General features: G+C 51.8%; 17 protein-coding genes. 12 read left to right on the top strand and 5 right to left on the bottom strand.

Annotated elements, in window-relative coordinates:
• Positions 1-41 precede the first annotated feature (41 nt).
• Positions 42-791, top strand: coding sequence for a 3-hydroxybutyrate dehydrogenase (locus LHL18_RS08275; protein ID WP_226766560.1), 750 nt, complete (start codon positions 42-44; stop codon positions 789-791).
• 41 nt (positions 792-832) lie between these two features.
• Positions 833-4,291 (top strand): PAS domain-containing hybrid sensor histidine kinase/response regulator, encoded by a 3,459-nt coding sequence (locus LHL18_RS08270; RefSeq protein ID WP_226766559.1) that lies wholly within the window; start codon positions 833-835, stop codon positions 4,289-4,291.
• Here LHL18_RS08270 and LHL18_RS08265 read toward each other — a convergent pair.
• Together LHL18_RS08265 and LHL18_RS08260 are read right to left on the bottom strand one after the other, a co-directional pair.
• The gene (locus LHL18_RS08265; protein WP_226766558.1) at positions 4,288-4,935 is read right to left on the bottom strand and encodes a response regulator; all 648 of its coding nucleotides are present in this window, start codon (positions 4,933-4,935) and stop codon (positions 4,288-4,290) included. The genes LHL18_RS08270 and LHL18_RS08265 overlap by 4 nt on opposite strands.
• 66 nt (positions 4,936-5,001) lie before the next feature.
• Positions 5,002-7,251 carry a TonB-dependent receptor gene (locus LHL18_RS08260; RefSeq protein ID WP_226766557.1) on the bottom strand — a complete coding sequence of 750 codons (2,250 nt, stop codon included), beginning with the start codon at positions 7,249-7,251 and terminating at the stop codon, positions 5,002-5,004.
• 158 nt (positions 7,252-7,409) lie between these two features.
• Between LHL18_RS08260 and LHL18_RS08255 the strand changes: the two genes are divergently transcribed.
• The 4 genes from LHL18_RS08255 (at position 7,410) to LHL18_RS08240 (ending at position 12,725) form a co-directional block, all read left to right on the top strand.
• Positions 7,410-8,711, top strand: coding sequence for a GntP family permease (locus LHL18_RS08255; protein WP_226766556.1), 1,302 nt, complete (start codon positions 7,410-7,412; stop codon positions 8,709-8,711).
• A 9-nt stretch (positions 8,712-8,720) separates the two neighbouring features.
• On the top strand, positions 8,721-9,884 hold the full coding sequence (locus LHL18_RS08250) for an E22 family MetX-like putative esterase (RefSeq protein WP_226766555.1): 1,164 nt from the start codon (positions 8,721-8,723) through the stop codon (positions 9,882-9,884).
• 188 nt (positions 9,885-10,072) lie between these two features.
• Positions 10,073-11,953: a hypothetical protein gene (locus LHL18_RS08245; protein WP_226766554.1), complete on the top strand. Its 1,881-nt coding sequence runs from the start codon at positions 10,073-10,075 to the stop codon at positions 11,951-11,953.
• A gap of 43 nt (positions 11,954-11,996) precedes the next feature.
• Positions 11,997-12,725 (top strand): substrate-binding periplasmic protein, encoded by a 729-nt coding sequence (locus tag LHL18_RS08240; protein ID WP_226766553.1) that lies wholly within the window; start codon positions 11,997-11,999, stop codon positions 12,723-12,725.
• A gap of 2 nt (positions 12,726-12,727) precedes the next feature.
• On the opposite strand, the gene LHL18_RS08235 is transcribed toward LHL18_RS08240, so the two are convergent.
• Positions 12,728-13,591: a LysR family transcriptional regulator gene (locus LHL18_RS08235; protein WP_226766552.1), complete on the bottom strand. Its 864-nt coding sequence runs from the start codon at positions 13,589-13,591 to the stop codon at positions 12,728-12,730.
• 95 nt (positions 13,592-13,686) lie between these two features.
• On the opposite strand from LHL18_RS08235, the gene LHL18_RS08230 reads away from it, so the two are divergent.
• Complete coding sequence (locus LHL18_RS08230) at positions 13,687-14,679, top strand: YeiH family protein (protein ID WP_226766551.1); 993 nt, start codon at positions 13,687-13,689, stop codon at positions 14,677-14,679.
• A 57-nt stretch (positions 14,680-14,736) separates the two neighbouring features.
• Here the strand turns inward: LHL18_RS08230 and LHL18_RS08225 are convergent, their stop codons facing one another.
• Both LHL18_RS08225 and LHL18_RS08220 read right to left on the bottom strand, forming a co-directional pair.
• Entirely contained in the window at positions 14,737-16,089 is a 1,353-nt protein-coding gene (locus tag LHL18_RS08225) for a 5-methyltetrahydrofolate--homocysteine methyltransferase (RefSeq protein ID WP_226766550.1), read from the bottom strand.
• Positions 16,090-16,156: 67 nt separating this feature from the next.
• Entirely contained in the window at positions 16,157-18,547 is a 2,391-nt protein-coding gene (locus tag LHL18_RS08220) for a TonB-dependent receptor (protein WP_226766549.1), read from the bottom strand.
• A gap of 201 nt (positions 18,548-18,748) precedes the next feature.
• Between LHL18_RS08220 and LHL18_RS08215 the strand changes: the two genes are divergently transcribed.
• Genes LHL18_RS08215 through folE2 form a run of 5 tightly spaced genes read left to right on the top strand, consistent with a single transcriptional unit; the run spans position 18,749 to position 22,283 of the window.
• Positions 18,749-19,123: a MerC domain-containing protein gene (locus LHL18_RS08215; RefSeq protein WP_226766548.1), complete on the top strand. Its 375-nt coding sequence runs from the start codon at positions 18,749-18,751 to the stop codon at positions 19,121-19,123.
• Positions 19,110-20,330 (top strand): zinc metallochaperone GTPase ZigA, encoded by a 1,221-nt coding sequence (gene zigA, locus LHL18_RS08210; RefSeq protein WP_226766547.1) that lies wholly within the window; start codon positions 19,110-19,112, stop codon positions 20,328-20,330. Before LHL18_RS08215 ends, zigA begins: the two co-directional genes overlap by 14 nt.
• Positions 20,327-20,896, top strand: a complete 570-nt coding sequence (locus tag LHL18_RS08205) for a DUF1826 domain-containing protein (RefSeq protein WP_226766546.1) — start codon at positions 20,327-20,329, stop codon at positions 20,894-20,896. The genes zigA and LHL18_RS08205 overlap by 4 nt, the downstream gene beginning before the upstream one ends.
• 28 nt (positions 20,897-20,924) lie before the next feature.
• The gene (locus tag LHL18_RS08200; protein ID WP_226766545.1) at positions 20,925-21,362 is read left to right on the top strand and encodes a transcriptional repressor; all 438 of its coding nucleotides are present in this window, start codon (positions 20,925-20,927) and stop codon (positions 21,360-21,362) included.
• Between the two features lie 18 nt (positions 21,363-21,380).
• Complete coding sequence (gene folE2, locus LHL18_RS08195; RefSeq protein ID WP_226766544.1) at positions 21,381-22,283, top strand: GTP cyclohydrolase FolE2; 903 nt, start codon at positions 21,381-21,383, stop codon at positions 22,281-22,283.
• Positions 22,284-22,293: the final 10 nt, after the last annotated feature.

Genomic DNA, 22,293 nt, shown 5'->3' with positions numbered 1-22,293 from the left:
CCTCTAGCATAACCACAGACGCTTTGTACGGAGACAACAACATGCAGGTTCTTATTACCGGTGGCACCGGCGGTATTGGTTTTGCCATCGCCAGACAGTTCGCGGCAGAAGGCCACAATGTCGTCATTGCTGATTTGCAGCAGGACGCCGTTGACAGCAAAGTGCAGCAATTACGCCAACAAGGTTATCAGGCCGAGGGTATAGTACTGGATGTGACCGATGCGGCATCCATCACCAGCTGCGCGAACAGGTTTCAGGTTGATATTCTGGTGAACAATGCCGGTATCCAGCATGTTGCCAGACTGGAAGATTTTCCGCCGGAAAAATGGGCGCAGCTTATTAATGTTATGCTGACTGGGCCTGCAATGTTGAGCCGCGCTATGTTACCGGCGATGCGCAAGCGTAATTTTGGCCGCATCATTAATATCGGCTCTATTCATGCACTGGTCGCCTCTCCTTTTAAATCGGCGTATGTGGCTGCTAAACACGGCCTGCTTGGCTTTAGCAAAGTGGTCGCGCTTGAAAATGCCGATAAAGATATCACTATCAATACTATCTGCCCGGCTTATGTCAAAACACCACTGGTCGAGCGGCAAATAGCGGATCAGGCCAAAGAGCACAATCTGACAGAGCAGCAGGTTGTCGAGCAGATTATGCTGGCACCAATGCCACAAAAGGCTTTTATCGGCGTGGATGAAATCGCTGGCACCGCCACGTTCTTATGCAGCAGTGCCGCCCGTCATATTACCGCCCAAACCTTAGTGCTGGACGGTGGCTGGACAGCGCGCTAGCCGCTGGTTAAAAACTCAGGCACAATCAAGCGATAATAATAATGATGACAACGCCTGAGCTTATGATATTAAACGGCAGCAGCATTGGTCTTGGCACCATTGCTGCGCTTTCACTTATCTACCTGCTTATTCTGTTCAGTGTCGGCGTGTTTGGCCGGCGCATAAACAGTAAGCACCCGCTGGCACCCTGGGTGTTTAGCTTTGCCTTGTCAATCTATTGTACGTCCTGGGCGTTTTACGGCGTTACCGCACAAGCAGCAGTAAATGGCTGGTGGATGCCGCCTACCTATATCGGTTCCTTTTTACTGTTCTGGTTCGGTTTTAAACTGGTTGCCCGCATTGCACTGGCTTGCCGGCGGTACCGTATTACCTCTGTCGCCGACTTTATTGCCACCCGGTTTGGCCACTCCCGTATACTGGCCGTGATAACGACACTGATCCTGCTAATGTCGGTGATCCCCTATATCGCCCTGCAACTGCAGGCGGTATCAACCAGTATTAATACACTGGTCAGCAGCACACCAAATGACAGCTGGTACACCGACACCGGCCTTTATGTCAGTTTGTGGATGGCAGTGTTCGCGCTATTATTTGTTAGCCGCAGTGCCAAAGCGCATCAACCAAACCCCGGCTTAATGACGGCGATCGCTTTTGAATCTCTGGTGAAATTACTGGCGCTGCTGGCTATTGCTGCTTTTGTGTTCTGGGGCATGTACGATGGCGTAGGCCAGATTTTTCAGCTCTCAGCCAACAGCCCGGCGGTACAGCAACTGCAGCAAAAAGCACTGCCAGCGCATACCTACTGGCTGCATGTATTGTTGGGCTTTGCCGCAACCTTGTGTTTACCGCGGCAGTTTCATGTCACCTTTGTGGAAAACCAGCATCTTGGGCATCTGCGCAGCGCCCGCTGGATTTTTCCGCTTTATCTGTTGTTAATGGGCATGTTTACCCTGCCACTGGCGCTGGCTGGTGTGATGTTGCTGGGTGCCGACGCCAATATCGACCTGGTGATCCTGCAGTTGCCGCTGGCAGCACAGCGCACTGACATGGCGTTACTGGCCTACCTTGGCGGTTTTTCTGCTGCAACCAGCATGGTCGTCGTCGCGACAGTGGTGCTGGGTATTATGATCACCAACGAACTATTAGCGCCCCTGCTGTATCGCACCGCTGCGCCACAGTCTGGGCAGACGCGGCATATCAAAGTCGCTACCTTGCGTCGTATCGCTATGCTAACCGTGATGGCACTGGGCTATGTTTATTACCGCTGGATAGGCACCGCAACCGGCCTTGCCCAACTTGGCCTGATGGCGTTTGCGCTGGTGGCGCAGCTGGCCCCGGCGCTTATTCTGGGGTTACTCAGCCGTAACATTAACCGTCAGGGTGCTATTGCCGGCTTGTGCGGCGGCGCAGCAGCCTGGGCTTATATCATTCTGTTACCTGAGCTTAGCCGTGCCGGCTTAATTGGCAGCAGCTGGCTGGTACAGGGGCCTTTTGGTATTTCACAGCTTTCCCCTCAGCAGCTGTTTGGTTTTAATGCTGACGTGATAAGCATCGGCACACTGGTCAGCCTGAGCCTGAACTGCCTGCTGGTACTGCTGGTCAGCCGGTTCAGCGTGACCCGGGTGGGTGAATGGCTGGAAAGCGGGCGCTTTTTACGCACCCAGCTCAGTAGCCCTGCCAACAGGCCGCTTAATTTATCGGTGCAGGATTGCTACCTGCTGGTAAAGCGCTTTGCCGGCGAAAAAGAAGCACGGCGCTTACTGCAACGTAATTTAAAAGAGCCACACGAATTGCAGCAACAAGCTCCGGCGAATTTACTGCAGGCTGCCGAGCGCAGTTTAGCTGCCGTGGTGGGCGGTGCCTCAATGCGGCTGATCATGGACGCCAGTGGCCGCCATGCCGCCCTGCCGCTGGAATCTGTAGCCCGTTTTGTTGACGAAGCCAGCCAGGTATTTCAGTTTAATCAGGCGTTGTTGCGCTCAACCATCGACAACATCAGCCAGGGTATCAGCGTAGTAGATGCCGACCTGCGGCTTATCGCTTGGAACCAACGCTACATTGATATGTTCAGCTATCCGGCCGGGCTGGTTGAAGTTGGTAAGCCGGTAGCTGATGTGATCCGCTATAACCTGCAGCGCGGCCTGATCGACAGCGAAGATATCGAGGCAGAAATTCAAAAGCGCTTAAGCTACCTTAAACAAGGCAGCGCCTATAAATTCCAGCGCCGCCAACAGGATGGCAGTGTATTGGAGATGCAGGGCAACCCGCTTCCCGGTGGCGGCTTTGTCACCACCTACAGCGATGTCAGTGCTTTTATCAATACGCAGCAACAGCTGGAGCTACGCGTCGCTGAACGTACTCAGGCTTTGCAGCAACTTAACGAGCAGCTACAGCAGGCGCAGCAAAAAATCGAAGCCAGCACCCAGGCTAAAACCCGCTTCTTCGCTGCTGCCAGCCATGATTTGATGCAGCCATTTAACGCCTCAGCACTGTTTGCCAGTTTGCTGCGCGATAAGCAAACCACACCGGAGCTTAAACAGCTAAGCCAGAACCTGATTAGCTCATTAAACTCAGCCGAAGAGTTACTGGGTGCAATTCTGGAGCTGACCAAATTGGATTCCGGCGTTATCAGCGCGCAGCCACAAAGTGTCAGCCTATGTGCACTACTCGATGATATTGCCCGTGACGCCGCCGTGCTGGCAGAGGAAAAAGGCCTGGCTCTGCGCTATGTGTCGTCAAAACTGGCTGTCACGACCGACCGCAAACTGTTAAAGCGCGTGATCCAGAATCTGCTGGCTAATGCTATCCGCTACACAGCGACAGGCAAAGTCGTGCTGGGAGTAAAGCGTCGCGGCACTAATCTACAAATATGCGTTCTCGATACTGGCATTGGTATAGCCACGCAGGATCAGCAGCGTATTTTTGAAGAATTCCAGCAAGGTGAGCAACAGGATCAACGAGGCCTCGGGCTTGGCCTGGCGATAGCCAGCCGCATTACTACCATCTTAGGTCATCCGCTTACACTGTGGTCTGTGCCCGGCAAAGGCAGCTGCTTTAGTGTCACACTGCCATTAGCCGCTCCGGTAGAGGTAACCACCTCAGTAGCCGCAAAACCCGATACGCTGGCCAGCTTCACTGGCAAGGCCATTTTACTGCTGGATAATGAACCGCAACTTCGCAGCGCTGTGGCCGAGCTGCTACGTAGCTGGCAAATAGAGGTTATTGCTGTCGGTCAGCCGTCGGAAGCACTGCAGGCGCTGCAGCAAGGCTTTAAACCTGACGCCCTGCTGTTTGATTATCATCTGGATAACAACGCCACCGGAGTTGAAGTGGCAGAGCAGCTAGCCGCGCATTTCGGTGTCAATGTACCGGTCGTCATTCATTCGGCAGATCATAACGAGGCAATACGTGAGCATGCATTAAATGCCGGCTATTACTTTTTGCTAAAACCACTGAAACCGGCAGCACTGAAAAAGCTGTTTCAGCGCCTGCTGCGTTAAACCTGCTCTGGCAGACGTAATTTCTCAAACATAATACCGGCTAAAGTTCGGTTATTTACATTTAACTTGCGCAGTATAGCCGACACATGCTGCTTAATAGTGGTTTCCTGCACATTCATCTCATACGCGATTTGTTTATTCAGCAAACCATCGGCAATCATTTTCAGTACGCGAAACTGCTGTGGTGTCAGCTGCTCTAACCGGCTAGCAAAATCTTCATCAATCAACGATTTAGCATTGCTAACATCCGCCACCAGTTCTTCAGGCAACCAGCTGTCGCCGTTTAGTACTGCACTGATAGCTTCAGATAACAGCTCCAGTGGGGCAGATTTGGGGATATAAGCCGCGGCACCTAACGTAAGCGCCTGTTTAATTATGACCGGGTCTTCTTCCGCCGACACCATGATTACCGGCACATCCGGGTATTCAGTGCGCAGTGCTGTTAAACCGGTAAAGCCGTCTGAGCCGGGCATTTTAAGATCGAGAAAGATGAAGTTAGTGTCGGGATGGGCGCGCAGCAGCGGCCACAATTGTTGCATATTCTGCGCCTGCAGCAGCAGGGCATCGGCACCAAGAATGTTGGCACACGCCTGGGATAAAGCAACCCGGAACAACGGGTGGTCATCAGCAATTAAAGCAATCATAAATCCGGATCTGAGCCTTTTGGCCCATAATGAACCGGGGCTTTCGCCCCGGCAAGTGTTTTGTGTTTAGAAACGGTAACCAACGCTGAGGCTGACGGTGCGCGGGTCTATATAGAAGCCTAATACCGACGTATCAAGCGCCGCGACACCGAAATTGTAGCCAGCAATACGAGCCTGCTTATCGCCGAGGTTTTTACCCTGCAGTGAAATATCCCAGTGGCCGTCATTTGAATACCAGTTTACGCCGGCATTAAACAACGTGTAACCGCCGTAATCGAGCAAAGATGGCGTCTCAAAAATCTGTGTTTCACTGCGGTGCGCCATATTAGCGGTAATGACAAATTCGCCCACATCGGTTGCGATACTGTACTTACCGGCCAGGGTTGCCGTCAGTTCAGGCGTATTGGCGAACGCCCAAACATCAGATACATCAACAACCTGCTGCTGGTTAGGGTCGAAAAACTCCACCTTGTTAAAACTGGCATCAACATAACCAACAATCATACTGATATCGAAGCTGCGGCTGACAGCAAACTGCGCCTCCAACTCGACACCGTTAATATCGGCACTGGCGGCGTTTAACACCTGCGAAGCCACAGTAATGACGCCGGGTGATGTTTCAACCGAACGCTGCACCGTTACCTGCATATCATCATAAGATGACATAAATACCGCAGCATTTAAGCGCAGGCGCTGCTCGAACCACTCGCTTTTCATCCCCAGCTCGTAGGTATCAACCGTTTCTTCCTGATATGGCTCGTCTGCATCGGGGTTAATCGACTGATTAGCCCGCATATCAAAACCGCCGGATTTAAAACCATTGGTATAGCTGCCGTATAGCATCAGGTCGCGGCTGTATTGATATTCGGCGCCAATGCGCGGTGAAAAGTGGCTGAAGCTTTCGCTGCCGGTAAACTCAGTCTGGGTCGATAAATATACACCGTCAGGGTCACGCGGGAACTTATAACCGGCGTATATATAACGGTAAACGCTGGCATCTTTATCATCTTTGGTATAACGGCCACCAAAGGTTAAAGACCATTTGTCGTCCAGCTGATAGGTGCCCTGAGCATAAGCTGCTATGCTATCGGTCTGCACACAACCACCGTTTTCTGTGGTGCTGGCGCCATACACAACCTGGCCGAATGCACCACAGGCTTCCCCGTCGTAGTAGTAAAGACCAGAGGCAAATTTCAACTTATCGTCGCTGTACAGTAACTGTAGCTCTTGCGACACCTGGGTATCTTCGTAAAACGCCGGAATATCCAGCGTTGGGAAACTGGTCGAGTCAAAATCGATATTGGTATCGGTTGTACCTTCACGGTGTGCAGTAACTGACTTCAGAGTCCAGTTATCCGACAGATCCAGCGTCATGGTAATCGACTGGCCCTCGGTTTCTACTTTGTTCTCTACCGGCATACTGATATTGGCATCGTACACACTGGTCGGGACTGTATCGTTGGGCGCCAATGCACTTGGGAATAAGCGGAAGCCGCCGCGTGGGTTCGAGTCGTCTACCGTTTTATCAGCACTTAACAGCATGCGAAAGCGTTCATTAACATTCCACTGCAGGCTGACCCGTCCGGTCATCAGCTCTTTGTTATAGTTGTCATCGCCGGTATTTAAAAACTTACCAAAGCCATCGCGGTTAAACGTCGCAAAAGCACCACTGATAAACACATTGTCGGTAAGGCCGGTTTGACCCGACACTTTTAAATCGCGTTGGTTTTTGGTACCAATAGTGCCGCGAACTGCAAACTCGTTGTCACCGGTCAGCTGTTTGGTAACATATTTTACCGCACCACCAATGGTATTACGGCCATACAATGTGCCCTGCGGGCCGCGTAACACTTCAACCCGCTCGACATCATACACGTCCAGCGCTGCACCTTGCGGTCTTGCCATGTATACGTCATCAATATAAATACCTACGCCAGGCTCGAACCCCCACAATGGGTCCTGCTGACCGATACCGCGGATATAAGCCGTCAGTGTGCTGTTGGTGCCGCGCGAAACTTGCAGCGTGGTATTCGGCGAATACTGTGCTACCGCTGTCAGGTTATCCAGCCCGCGCTGTGCCAGCTCTTCCTCACCCATCGATGTCACCGCGACCGGCACTGTTTGTAAATTCTCTACCGTGCGCCGGGCGGTTACTTCAATACGTTCCAGCTTAACGCTGGTTTCATCTTCTGCTGCGGCGTCCTGTGCCAGCGCGGCGCCGGTGAAGCTGCCGCTGATAGCCAGCGCCAGCAGGCTGGGTTTGATCAGGGTACGACTATACTTATGCGGTGCATCAATATTATTGTTATGGGCCATCTTGGCTCTCCTGCTGTTTTGAGTTCGCATCATTTTGTTGTTATTTGTCTAGCCTTACTGTAGGCGTAAATGCGTTTTTTTTAACCTGTACCTTAGTACTATGGTGATGCCTGCCGAGCTGTATCAGACTAAACGAAAATGAGCATAAGGATAACAAGATGTTGAGTCTTATCGGATTACTGGCCGGGCTTGGCCTGCTGATCGTACTGACGATGCGGGGGTTTAACCTGTTTATTACAGCGCCACTGTGTGCGCTGCTGGTAGCTGTCACCAACGGCATTCCCTTCTGGCAAATGACCGACCAGCTGGATTTTGTCCACGGTTACATGGCCGGCTTTTCCGGTTTTGTCGCGGCCTGGTTTCTGATGTTTTTACTTGGCTCGCTGTTTGGCAAGCTGATGGAACATACCGGCGCTGCCGATGCCGTGGCACTGGCGATAGTTAACAAACTGGGGCAAGGTAAAGCTGTACTGGCTGTGGTGCTGGCCTGCGCAGTATTAACTTATGGCGGTGTCAGCGTGTTTGTGGTGGCATTTTCTGCCTACCCGATGGCAGTCAGCTTATTTAAAGGCGCAAATCTGCCACGGCGTTTTATCCCGGCCGCATTAGCTCTGGGGTCTGTTACCTTTACCATGACATCAGCTGGCTCGCCGGAAATCCAAAACTGGATCCCTATCCCTTATCTGAATACCAGCCCCTATGCCGGCTGGCAGGTCAGCATCATCGTCGCTATTTTTATGGCCGTTTGTGGTTATATGCTGCTGATGTGGATGATAAACCGGGCCGTCAGCCAGGGCGAACACTTTACCCAGCGCAGCAGCGACCCTGAAATTACCGACCGCGCGCTGCCACATCCGCTTAAGGGTATAGTGCCACTGGGTGTCGTGCTGCTGTTATCATTTTTATTGCACAACAGCCTGCAGCAAGCGGCGCTTATCGTCGCCCTGACAGGCGGTGTGGTCAGCCTTTATCTGTTAAATTACCGCTTCCTGCATAATCCGGCAGCTGCAACCAACGAAGGCGTACTGGGTGCTTTGCTGGCCATCGGCAATACTGCTGCGGTTGTTGGCTTTGGCTCTGTTGCCAAGTTGACGCCGGCTTTTGCCAGCGTTGTCGGCTTTATGACACATCTGCCCGGCCCCGAACTGCTCGGTGCCGCTGTGGCGGTAAGCGCTATAGCGGGCTTAACCGGTTCCGCTTCCGGCGGCCAGGTGATTGCACTGCCCGAGATAGCCCCGCACTATCTCGACCGAGGCGTCGACCCCGAGCAACTGCACCGGGTGGTGGCCATTTCTTCCGGCGCACTCGACTCGTTGCCGCATAACGGTTATGTCGTTACCACTATTCGTGCTATCTGTGGCGAGAGCCATCACAATGCGTACTGGCCGGTGGCAGTGGTTAGCGTCTTAGTGCCGGTAGTGGGCACTGCGCTGGCAATACTGTTATTTCAGTGGTTCTAAGGAGTCGTTATGCGTTTTATCACAGGCTTAATATGGTTATTTAGTGTTGCCGTATCAGCCGAGCCTTTGCTGGTCGAAAAGCAGCACTTTACGCTGGATAGCTTTACCACCGAAAGCGGTCAGGTGATTGCGCCGGTTAATATTGGCTGGGAAGCCTACGGTAAGCTTAATGCTGATAAGTCTAATGTAATACTGATCACACACTATTTCTCTGGCAGCAGTCATGCAGCTGGCAAATACCAACAGGATGATGCGACTGCCGGTTACTGGGACGCCATCATAGGCCCGGGCAAAGCCATTAATACCAATAAATTTTATGTAATAAGCAGCGATACGCTGGTAAACGCCAATGTGTTTGACAAAAATGTCATCACCACAGGGCCGGCAACCACTAACCCTGCGACAGGCAAGCCCTATGGCCTGGCATTTCCGGTCGTTACCATTGGCGATTTCGTCGAAGTACAAAAAGCCCTGCTCGATAGTCTTGGTATTAACAAGCTGTATGCGGTGATTGGCCCTTCTATGGGATCGTTTCAGGCTATCGAATGGGCTGTACGCTATCCGGAGCGGGTACAGCGTTTAGTGCCGGTGATTGGCGGCGCTTTTATGGATGCTTATGGCGCAGTGAAACTGGAGCGCTGGGCCTACCCGATTAAAACTGACCCGGCCTGGCATAACGGTGATTACTATGACAAAGGTCAACCAATACAAGGCCTTACCACTGCACTGGCGTACATTACACAGGACGCGGTGCATCCAATGGGCTTTAATCAGCGTTACCCGTCCCCCGTTAATGACAAAAACGCCATGCAGGATATCCGCGCCAGCTTAAGTGCCTGGGAGCAGCTGATGCAACATGCCAAAGTAAGAGCAACTTATCAGGATGCCAACCATATTTTATATCTGGTAAGGGCGTCCCAGTTATGGCGTGCCGGTATGGCGGACAACTGGCAGCAGGCTGTAGCCGGTATTAAAGCAAAAACACTGTTTTTGCCCGCCAGCGGTGACTTACTGCTGCCACCTGCATTCAGCCAGCACAGCGCTGACGCGATGAAAAAAGCCGGCAACACACCACAGTATGCCGAAATCCCCGGCAACTGGGGCCATTTAGACGGTTTAGTTAATATTCAGTCTGTTGCGCCCTTAATCGAAACTTTTCTGAACCAACCTTGACTCCGGTACTGCCGGAGCTGTTTCTTCCTGGTAGGAGCTGCGTGTAACGGGCTCCTTTTTTTATCCGTATAATTTATTCGCACTTAAGCGTATATTCGGCTAAAAGTAACCGGTACAGATTGCAAATTAATATTGCTCAGGCAAGATAAAGCTGCATTCAACAAACTGATTTTTATAAGGAAGTAACAATGGCCTTTGATTACGGCAGTGAATCGTTAGGGATCCGCAACCCTTTTAAAGCCGAAGGTTTATTACGGGCCCTGCGTGGTGTAGTAGTAACTCTGCTCGGTATTTATCCCTTACTGCAGGTTGTCAGCCTGGTACAACAGGATAAAACCCTAGCCTGGATTTATGCCGCTATTGGCTTCATCTTGCTGGCATCTGGCTTAAAAGCGCTCGGAGGTGGCCTGTTTCAGATGCTGCGCTTTTTTGTTGGCCGCAGTGTACCCACCTCACTGGCACCCAATTTAAGCAAGTCTGAGCGTGAAACTGCCCAACTGGAAAAACCGCACTATAAAAGCATCGATTTAGAAGAAATGCTGATGGGCCGCAAAAATAAAACCTTTGTCGAGCCTGTGGGTTTTATCTCTCGTCTGGTGCATACGCTGGTACCGAAACTTATTTTCCTGCCTTATCCGATGCGAAATCTGGCGCAGCGCTTCTCCGGCGCGTTGATTGCCACTGTTATCGCGCTGGTGGCCTATGCGTTAACCGCTTTTGTTTGCTTGACTGGCTTAGCCGGCAATACCGGCGAAATTTTATTGCCGTTTTTCTCGTTTGTGCTGGTGGTATATTTAATTCTCAGCTGGCGCAGCGCCAGTGCTGTGTATCGTCAGGCAGAGAAAAGCATTGAAACCCAGGGCAACCTGAAACTGGCAAAAATTATGGCTTTTGCCATTTTAGCTCCGGTATTGCTCGGGCTTCTGATCAACTATCTGTTACAGCAGCGTGATATTGCCCGCTTTGTAGCTGACCTGCAGCAGTCGGAACTACACAGCTTTGCGGTAACACCACAACTGCTGCTGGTACTACTGTTAGCAGCGGTCAGCGGCGCCTTAGTATTTTTATTGCTAAAACAGCGCACCGCGCAGGTAAAGGCGCAAACCAAAGTGGCAGAATACCGGGCAAACTGGCAGGAAAACATTCACCCGCGTGAGTTGTTTGTCAATATCGATAATATTGTGATGGCAAACCGGCGCTACAAAGAAATACCAAACCGGGTATACCGCGAGCTAAACCCTAACCTGAATGAGCAGTCAGAAAGTAAAGGCAATTTCAGCGGCGAGATGATGATTGAAACACAACCTGCCTATGCACCGCTTGAACATACAGCGCTGTTTAAGCAACTGCGGTTGTGGGCAACCGTATTGGGCCAGGTTTTACTGCTGATTGGGCCTTTTATCCTGTTTTATCTGTTGTTTGAAGCCAGAACCGTATTGGCGTTAATTAGCGAGTTTCAGGCGATAGCCCGGCCAACTGACGCCGCTACACAACAGTTCACTGTACAGCTGTTTAACGAAAGTCAATTTATATTAAGCCTGCTATTCAGTTGGCTGATTTGCCACAGTTTTGGCCGTCTGCTACAAAACTACTGCCATACCTTCTGGGCCGAACTGAACTTTGACTCGTTACTGGTGTATTTAAAATGTGAAGGCACTTACACCGAAAGCAAACTGACTACCGGTAAAGGCATATACGATTCTACAGCCTCAGAGAATTATGTCATGCGCTCATCGCTAACGCCGTGGGTGATTACATCGCGCATTATGAGCAGCACCTTTGCCGACAGCGGCGCGAAGAATGTTGAGCACCCTCGCCATATTCTGGAGATGAATGACAACCCGCAGGAGATGCAAGCTATTCTGGACGATATCCGCAGTTTCTTATCCGACCGCGAAACCATCGCCAGCATTAAAAACCAGCAGGATTTATCTAATACCGAACAAATTTACCAGATTAACCAGCAGTCGCGTGCTATGCCGCTGACCGCAGATCAGGCCAGCCTTGCCAGCCCGCAACAGGATGCTGAGGCCAGCGCCAACCTGCCGCCATCAACGGCCAGCGACTAAGGCCGCTATGTATAAGGCGCTTTGTTTTGCTGTCCCGCTGTTAATGGCTATGCTCGCTGCATTGCCACCAGCAGCACAGGCAGAGCGCCTTAAATTTGCCAGCAGTAACTACTATCCGCATTATGCAGAAGACCTGCCACAACAGGGTGCTGTCACCGAAATTGTGCGCCAGGCTTTTTTATTGCAGGGCATCGAGATAGACGTTGAGTTTATGCCGTTTGCCCGTGCCTACCGTGAAAGCCAGCAAGCCAGTTATATCGGTTTAATTGCCGCCTGGTATGATGATGAGCGCGCGGAACACTTTTACTACTCTCAGCCACTCTATGCCAACCAGATCGTGTTTTTTAAGCGTAAAAGCGAACAAATTCAGTATCGTGATTACGCTGACATCGCCCGGCAACAGCTTCGTCTGGCATTAGTACAAGGCTACCTGCAACCGGAGGGTTTATTGCAGAGCCTGCCTAATCTGGTCAGAGTCGCACAGGATGAACAGGCATTTCAGATGCTGGCCAGAGGCCGGGTAGATCTGGTACCGGCAGATAAACTCAATGGCTTATATTTGCTGCAGCAAAAGCTGCCAAATGATTCTGACCGGCTAGACTATCTTACACCGGCGCTGGAGCAGCGACCAATGTATCTGCTGTTGTCAAAACAAGATCCCCGCGCCGAAGCGCTGATGCAACAGTTTAATACCGGCTTAACTGAGCTGCGCCACTCGGGTCAATATCAGCAGATCCTGCAAACCCTGCTGCCTCAGCAGCAGCCACAATAGTCTTATTCAGTGCCTGCCTGATGCACAAAGCGGATAAATTGCTGCACCAGGGGTGCCTGATACTGCTGATGCTGCAGTAAACTCAGCTGCCGCTCAAGCTTAAGCGGGCTGGCTAGCTGCCGCAGCACACCCTGCGCCAGTTCATCCTGCACCGCTAACAGTGGCAGGCAGCCAATGCCCAAACCGTGGCGTACCGCCTGTTTAATTGCCTCAGGCCGTTGCAGTTCCATAATTGTGGCCGGTGACCAACCACAACGCGCCAGCTCATGCTCCAGCACTGCCCGCGTGCCCGACCCCCGCTCACGCACTATCCAGGTTTGCTGTTGCAGCAGGCTGGCATCATCCGGCACCCCGTGGTCGGCGGCCGCTACCAGTACCAGCGTATCCTTGCGCCAGTATTGGAGCAGGAACTCTGTGCTAAGCACAGGCCCTTCAATAAAACCCAGCTGCGCCTGCTGCAGCCGTAACTGATTTTGCACCTCACTGCTATTGCAGATCTGCAGCCGGATCTCAACATCGGCATACTGCTGGCGAAATTTGGCGATCACCGGTGGCAGCAGGTAGCAACCTATGGTTTCACTGGCGACCAGCCGCAGCTCTCCGCTACTGGATTGCGGCTGCACTATTGAGGCCTGTAAATCGAGTAACTGCCGCAAGCGTGGCAGTAAGTCCAGCGTATATTGTGTAGGGATCAGCTGCCGGTGTTGCCGTAGAAACAAGGTTGCACCAAGGCGTTGCTCCAGCTCCTTCAGTGCCTGACTGGCTGCTGGCTGGCTCAGTGCCTGTTGCTGTGCCGCCTCACTCAGGCTGTGATAACGGCAAATCGCATCAAGCAATAGCCACTGCCGTGGGCTGGGATAATTCATTCAAAAATCCTATTCATTACATAAAATAAATCCATTATTTTTATATTTTATCTTCATTAAAATAGCCAGCGTTCTCTGCCAACCGGACAGATAAAATGTTATGGATTGCCCTGCCTGTATTACTGTTGCACGCACTGTTCTTTTACCAACCGCAGCTGCACCAGGCGGTAAACCCGGTGTTAGCGGCGTTGCTGACAGGTCTGCTGTTATCGGTTTACTTCGCTACTTTGCGTAAGCCTCACCGGATAGCGCAGGCAGCTGCGCGTAGCCAGACATTTCATTCTATTCAACAACAGGCATTGCGCCTGGGTATAGTGTTGTTTGCGCTTAAAGTTGACCCTCAGTTGCTGCTGAGTACAGATCCCTGGCTGTTTGCCCGTTTAGTGTTTTTGGTTGCGGTAGTACTTTTCACTGCACTTTGGCTGGGCGTGCGCTACTTTCGCTTACCCAAAGCCCAGGTGTTACTGCTCAGTGCCGGTTTTAGCTTTTGCGGCACTTCAGCCATCTTCGCTACTCAATCCTTACAGTCTGCGGCAAAAGACAGTAAACAAGATGTCGCGGCCTCGCCGGCGCAATTAAGCCAGAGTCTGGCACTGGTCATGCTGATGGGACTGTTGGCACTGGCTGCCTATAATGCGCTGACTTTCAGCGGTTGGTTTAGCCCGCCTGAACTGGCGTGGCTAATTGGCAGTACCGCCCCCGAAGTGTCTCAGGCAGTTGCCGCAGCCGGTCAGCTTGGCCCATTAGCCGCATTGGCGGTGACGATAAAACTGGCACGGGTATGTTTGCTGGCACCGTTTTTAATCGGCCTGAACCGTTGCCAACACGGCAACAGCCGGGCGCCGCTGCCATGGTTTATTATCGCTTTTGTCGGTCTGTTACTGCTGCAGTTGATCCTGCCTGTGCCAGAAGCACTGCGCTCTGCGGCGGCGCTGTTGTCACAAAGCTGTCTGATGCTGGCAATGATTATTACCGGCCTGCAAAGCCGCTGGCAGGACGTAAAACAGTGTCCGTGGCGAACTGTGATATTCGCGCTGGTTATCATGCTGCTGTTGTTTCTGCTCTCAATAGTGTTGATAACGTATTGAAACGAAAAAGCCGCTAAACACTGTTTAGCGGCTTTTATTTAAGAACAAGAACAATTGTTAATGATCATGTGCTTCAGCAGGTGCTGCAATACCCAGCCACACCAGCTTATGCGGTACAAAGCTCAGCTGTTTTGTCGCTACCACTTCGGCGTCGGCAACATCTACTGTCAGCAGCGTATTGTCGATTGGGTTAGTCACATACACCTTGTCATCACTGGCTGAAATGGCCAGCTCAAAGCGGCTGCCCTCTGGCATAGTCGATACATCAGCCTCGGTTAGCTGCACTTTACCGGCGATTTCAAACGCCGGTTCTTCTGCAGCGCCTTCATGTTCATGGCCATGGTAATTCAGTATGGTTAAATACCCCAGGCTATCTAACAGCACAAACTTTTCGCCGCCATCGGCAAAGCCGTAACCGACCAGGCTGGCGCCTTCTGTCCCCTGCCAGTCTACCAGTTCCATTTCGCCATCTTCAGCATGAATAGCAAACATGCTGGCGCCGGCAAAACCCACCAAATGTTCAGCATGCTCAGCGCCGACTAAGGTGCCGATGCGCATAGTGCCGCTAAAATCATCGGTGTTAGCAATTTTGCTGGCGGTAAAGGTTTCATCTTCCTGAGCAATAACTAAAACACCATCAGTACAGCCAAACGCAATAACATGCTCGTTTTGCGCACTGCCGTGCAAGCCCGGGCACAACTCATCAAAAACCAGCTCTTCATGAAAGTGATCATCATGCGCATGATACACCCCTACTTTATCAGGCAGAGTGGTCGCGCTGTTGGCATCGCGGATAGTCGACAGTACATACTCGCCACGGGCCTGGGCGGCACCATGCATATGGGTACTGTAATGCAGTACCGGATAACCGTTACTGTCGGTAGTAATATCGGCGTCAGTGATCACCGCCAGTGCTGCCGGGGTGCCACTTGCCGCATCACCGTCAAAAAACACCGCTACCTGGCTGTCAGTGCTGGTGATGTGCGTGGGGCGGCTTTCTGACAATATAAAGCTGCTCAGCGCCGGTGCCTGCTGGTAATCGTGCAAGTGATCAACATGATCTTCCTGAAACAGGCCACCATCGACAAACTCAACCCGGTCGGTGGTGCGTTGTACTACCAGCGCATAGCGTTTACTGGCAGAAGCGGCCAGTGCTGACGGCGTATCTGCGACCGCAAAGGTATCTAACAGCGAGCCGTCTTCTAATTCATACACTGATACCAGGTTGGAATCTTTCGCGGAAATAACCAGCCTGCCCACAGCACTGATGTCGCCATGGTCGTGATCATGATCATCATCGTCATCTGCAATAGGGTCTTTTTCCACGATATTGGTTGTGCTGTCACCACAGGCACTGAGTAAAGATACACTAACCAGCAGAGCTGCCAGACTGAGCTTTGTTTTTAACATTGTCACTCCTTGTTATAAGTAAAAGGTGCGGCAGGACAGGAACTAAAGCTTCCCTGCCGCACAAAAATCAGAAACTGCCGCGCAAGCCCACTGCAACCGAGCGGCCAGGTAACGGCGTAATATCCTTTAAGAAAGAGGTATGTACCCGGGCTTCTTCATCAGTCAGATTCTGGCCTTTGATATAAGCCGTCAGCAGCTGAGCACCCAGCTCAAACCGATAGCTGACGCTGGCATCCAGCAAGGTGTAACCTGCGGTTGCTTGTTCAAGCTCAGAAACCTTGTCCTGCTTAAAGTAGCGGGTAGCGCGCACATCGGCGCTTATTGCATCATGCTCATAAGCCAGCTCTGCAGCCATGCGCAGTGGCGGCGTACGAGGTAAATCGCCACCGTCGTTCAGCCGGGCACGGATATAATCGCCTTGCAGTGTTAACTTAAAGGGGTCGTTGATTTGCCAGTTAAACTGGGCCTCTAAACCGTGCAGGGTGACATCGGCAGCAGTAAATAAATATACCGGCAGTTCGCCACCGTGCTCATGGCCTTCTTCCTCATCGCCATGGTCGTGACTGTGGCCAGACTCGGCAAATAAACCGGTATTTTGCTGGTAGTAGTAGTTATCTACCCGGTTATAAAACGCATTCAGCACAAAGCCGGTATTGCCACTGAATTTACGCAGCGTGACATCCAGGTTGTTCGCCGTTTCCAGTTCAATTGGCTGGGTGTTCAGCACGAACTCGTCGCCATCGAGCGTAAACATGGCACCGACTTCATAAGATTGCGTACCAATGTGTGCACCAAACGACAATAGTTCAGCCGCTGATGGTGCCCGTTGAGAACGTGAAACTGAGAAGCCAAGGTTATAACCTTCAGCAAAATCCCACACGGTCCCGGCAGATAGACTGTAAGGTGTAAACTTCTGGCTAACATCGAACGCCCTAATCATGCCAGCGCCGTGGTCATGATCATGGTCGTGCTCTTCTTCGCCATGGCTATGCGCACCGATATCAGGCAGCAATACATCACTGGCATCAATCGTCACGCGTTCAACCCGGGCACCCAGTTGCACCAGCCAGTCACCGAAGTGCCTCTCTTCCATCAAGCCCACAGCCAGCATCTGGCTTTCAGATGGCGGCGTAAAAGCCTCTTCACCTATTGCCTCAAAGTCGCTGAACTTATAATGCAAACTTAAGCCACCACGCCAGTGCCCGAGCGTGCGGTGCAACAGTTCTAACCGCGCTTCCTGACTACGGTTTTTAAAAGTGGTGCCTACCACTCCTGCTTCAATTTCGGCATGTTCATAATCGGTAAAGGCCAGCCGGGTATTCACCGCGCGGATAAGACCAGAAGAGAAATTCAGTTCACTTAACAGCTGGTAGCGGTTCTGCGTTAAATCGGCATACACCTGCTCTTCTTCGTGCGCTTCGCCTTCTTCATGCTCGTGGCCACCGTGTGAATGCCCAGGTATGCCATATTCACGCTCTAAACGGCCATACGAGATGCCGACATAGCCATTGCTGAGCAACCAACTGGCACCCACAGTGCCGCCTTTGGCCTCAGATGCAGAATTCGCCACCTTGCCTTTTTTGGCACCTTCTTCCGGTTCAGCTTCAGCAAACCCCGGAATACTGTAGTCATCACTGTCGCGCCAGAAGCCATCTACATATACCGCGATGTTATCTGTGCCGCTTACGGCTGAACCCGCCACCAATTTTTCATTGTTAACCGATTCACGTTGCACCATCCATTCGGCGCGGCTTGTGCTGTCAGTGGGCACCCGCTCATCCACCACGTTCACTACACCACCAATAGCGCCACTGCCGTAAAATAATGTGGCAGGCCCGCGTAATACTTCAATCTGGGTAGCAGTACTGGCTTCACTGGCCACGCTGTGGTCAGGGCCAACACGGGACGCATCACCGGCATCTAAACCGTTTTGCGTAATAAGCACCCGTGGGCCGTCTAAGCCGCGGATAATAGGGCTGCTGGCAACGCCGCCATAGAAGTTAGAATGTACGCCCACTTCATTTTTTAACGTATCGCCAAGTGTTGAAGCCTGGCGCATTTTCAGCTTGTCGCCAGCCAGCACATTTACCGGTAACGCTGATTCAGTGGCAGAGGTGTGAAACAAGCTGGCTTTTACATCAATAACTTCGATAGTACTGCTTAGCAATACCACACTGACATCCGTCAGCCCTTGCTTCGGCACACTAAAATGCGCATTACGGTGGGCAAAGCCACGCGCTTCGACATGCAACTCAGTATCGGCCGCTAGCATCTTGATGGTAAAACGGCCGGCGGCATCGGTAACCACCTGCTGATTTTCGCCGGCAACACTAACGGTGGCACCGGCAACCGGCTTTCCATTACTGTCTGTCACCACACCAGAGATTGATTCTGCATTAGCCGCAGCACTGAATAGCACTGCGCTGACCAAACTGGCCAGTATTGCTTTCTTAAACATAAATACCCTCTTCCCTACTTCCGCGTTTGTGCCACAGGTGCGCTGATTTCACGCGAAGCCCGCATTTGACGAATTAATTGTTACGTTATAACATATTTCAACTGTTGTGATGTTATAACATTTTTATATTCGCCGGCAATGCTTACGACAGGAAAACAACAACACAAGTTGAATTCACAGTTCCGGTTAACGTGAGGGTTTATGAAAGATCTTATTGCAGCCACTTTGTCTGGCCTATGTGTTGTGCATTGTCTTGCCACTCCGGTATTGCTGGCTTTAGGCAGCTCAGGCTTATTACTGGGTATTTTCAGTTCCGAGTGGTTTCACTACCTGATGTTATTACCTATTGCTGCTTTTCTGGTTTGGAGCCTGCCTGGCGGCTGGTGTGTACACCGCAGCAAAACGCCTTTTGTGCTGGGGTTAGGCGGCTTTTTGCTGCTGATTACGGCTCTGTTCGGGCCCCATGAAGCAGAAGCAGCACTGTCAATTATGGGCGGTATGCTGTTAATCAGCGCTCACTTATATAACCGAAAACTTTTACTTAAACTGCAAGAGCCTCAACATGCTGCCAATTGATATCGCTTCTGACACCCGCTTACCGGTCACAGTGTTATCCGGTTTCTTAGGTGCCGGAAAAACCACCTTACTTAATCATGTGCTGAATAACCGCGATGGCCTGCGGGTTGCTGTTATTGTTAATGATATGAGCGACGTCAATATCGACGCCAACCAGCTGAATAAAGAAGTCAGCCTTAACCGCGCCGAAGAAAAGCTGGTAGAAATGAGCAACGGCTGCATTTGCTGCACCTTACGCGAAGATCTGCTGCTGGAAGTGGGTAAACTGGCCAAAGCCGGCCGCTTTGATTATCTACTGATTGAATCGACCGGTATCTCCGAGCCGCTACCTATAGCGGAAACTTTTACCTTTGAGCCTGAAGACGGCCAGAGCCTGGCCGATATTGCCCGCTTAGACACACTGGTCACGGTAGTAGATGCGGTGAACTTTCTCACCGACTTTGAGGCCGCACAGGATTTAACCGAACGCGGAGAAAGTTTAGGTGAAGATGACGAGCGCAGTGTCAGTGATTTACTGATAGAACAGATAGAGTTTTGTGATGTGCTGATCATCAGCAAAACAGATTTAGTCACCAAAGCGCAACTGCAGCGACTGCAGGCGATACTGCGCAGTTTAAACAGCAGCGCCCCTATTATTGCAGCGGAACAGGGCAAGGTGGAGTTAAAGCAGATACTAAATACCGGCCTGTTTAACTTCGACAAAGCACAGCAGGCTCCTGGCTGGCTGGCCGAACTGCGCGGTGAACATACGCCCGAAACCGAAGAATACGGCATCAGCAGTTTCAGCTTTACCGCCCGCAAGCCGTTTCACCCGGCCCGGTTTCATGCGTTTTTGCATCAGGATTGGCCAAACGGGCGTTTGCTTCGCTCAAAAGGCTATTTCTGGCTGGCCAGCACACCGGCCTATGCCTGGCTATGGCATCAGGCCGGCGGTATCGCCCGCTATCATATGGCCGGGTTATTCTGGCAGGCTGTACCGGCGGAGCAATGGCCGCAGGACGCCGACATGCAGCAGGCGATTATCCTGAACTGGGCCGAACCCTATGGCGACCGGCGGCAGGAACTGGTGTTTATTGGCCAGCGACTAAATAAAAAGGCCATGCTGGCGCAGCTTAACGCCTGCTTGCTCACCGACGCCGAGCTGGCTTTAGGGGAAGCACAGTGGCAACAGCTGCCCAGTCCTTTTGTACAGGAGCAGGTAGCATGAGTGCGCTGGCATTTACTGAGTTTCGACTGCCTAGCCGCCAGCTGCAATCAGATGAGGCCGGGGTGCTTACCGATATCTTTGCCGATGACGTCAATTTAGCCAGTTGGCAACGCCAGAAGAATACTGCTATCGCCGAATATTGCCGTTCGCTGCGTTTTAGCATGCCGCTAAAACGTATTGTCAGCGCAGAAAGCGTACAAAATGATATTGTTTTTGCCTTGCCCGATGCGCCAGGTAAAGCCGAATTACTGGCCGATATTGCGCTGCAATGCCAGATGTTCGCCTGCTTAATGGATTGCAAGCAGTTGGGGCTGCGACTGGAGACACTAAGCAAACCTATGTGCCCGAAGTTTCATACTGATCATCTGGTGTGCCGGCTGGTATGCACCTATATGGGCCCCGGCACCGAGTGGCTCGATAGCGCAGGCAACACAGTTCAGGCCACGCCCTTTGCTGTTACCTTGCTAAAAGGCTCAGGATGGGAAGGCAACGAGCAGCAGGCGATAGTGCACCGCTCGCCCGCGTCCGATCTGCCGCGGGTACTGTTAACGCTGGATCCGATGTGATATCGCAACAACTGAGATGTAACAGCCGATGAAAGCAAGCTACTGTGTCAGCCAGGCTGAGTTAAACCGCCGGCCGTCAATGACAAAAAACCGTAAGCAGGTAATGGCGCTATTGCAGCAAAAAAATACTGCTATGTCGGCTTATGAACTGATTGCTGCGGTGCAACAAGACTACGACACCACGCTGCACCCGATGGCGGCCTACCGGGCATTGGATTTTTTACTGCAAATGCAATGTGTGCTGCATTTGCGCACCATCAATAAGTTTATATATGTCGAAAACAGGCAGCCAACGTTTTGGCAAGTGCTGATTTGCGATAAATGTCAGCAAATTGAAAAGTACGCCTTATCGCATGCCGTAGTACACCCGCTGTTGCAGCAACCAAACTCCACCTTTCAAACCCGTGATAACCATATTGAATTACATGGTTTGTGCCACAGCTGTGTTAATACCGCTGACAGTTAAATTAAGGACTGCACCCGAATGAATTTTTCCGCGCTGGCAGATACCGCACATGCCGTCACTCCCGCCTTTGCCGCCGCCCTTGACAGCGTAGGTATGCAACAGATTGATGTAATCTTTACCCTGGCCGACCATCCAGACAACGTGCTGTCCGCCAAAGCCGATATCAGTGTTAACCTGCCAAAAGCAGATAAAAAAGGCATTCATATGTCGCGCCTGTATCAGCAGTTATTTCAATGGGTACAAGCAGAACCTGTCAGCCCGGCTGGCCTGCAGGCGTTTCTGCAAAGCCTGCTGCACAGCCAGCAGGAGTGCGGCAGCACCAGCGCGACACTGCGCTTAAATTGCAACCTGATGCTACGCCGACCGGCGCTAAAAACGGCAGATCTGGCCGGGTTTAAAGCTTATCCGCTCACGCTGGATGCCTGCCTGAGCGGCGATAAACTGAAGGTGTCACTGAGCCTTAATATCGGTTATTCCTCTACCTGCCCCTGCTCAGCCACCTTAAGCCGGCAACTGCTCAGTGAGCAGTTTACCAAGCAGTTTGCAGCGCAGCAGGTGATTGATACAAACCAGGTCAGCCAATGGCTTTTGCAACATGCCAGCCTGGCCACGCCGCACAGCCAGCGCAGTACGGCGCGGTTAAGTGTCGACATTGACCCAACGCACAAGGACTTTGGCATGTTAAAACTGATCCATCTGGCCGAACAGGCCCTGGCAACGCCTTTGCAAACCGCAGTGAAACGTGCTGACGAGCAGGAGTTTGCCCGCTTAAATGGTGCCAATCTGATGTTTGTTGAAGATGCCGCCCGGCGTTTACATGCCGCGCTAAAGCCGCACTACCCGGCATTTAGTATTGATGTTGCGCACCATGAAAGCCTGCACCCGCACGATGCAGTGGCAAGCGTGTCATATAACCGATAAGGCCAATAAC

The organism is Rheinheimera aquimaris, assembly GCF_020531985.1.
GTDB lineage: Bacteria > Pseudomonadota > Gammaproteobacteria > Enterobacterales > Alteromonadaceae > Alishewanella > Alishewanella aquimaris.
This window is presented reverse-complemented; position numbering and strand designations above follow the sequence as displayed.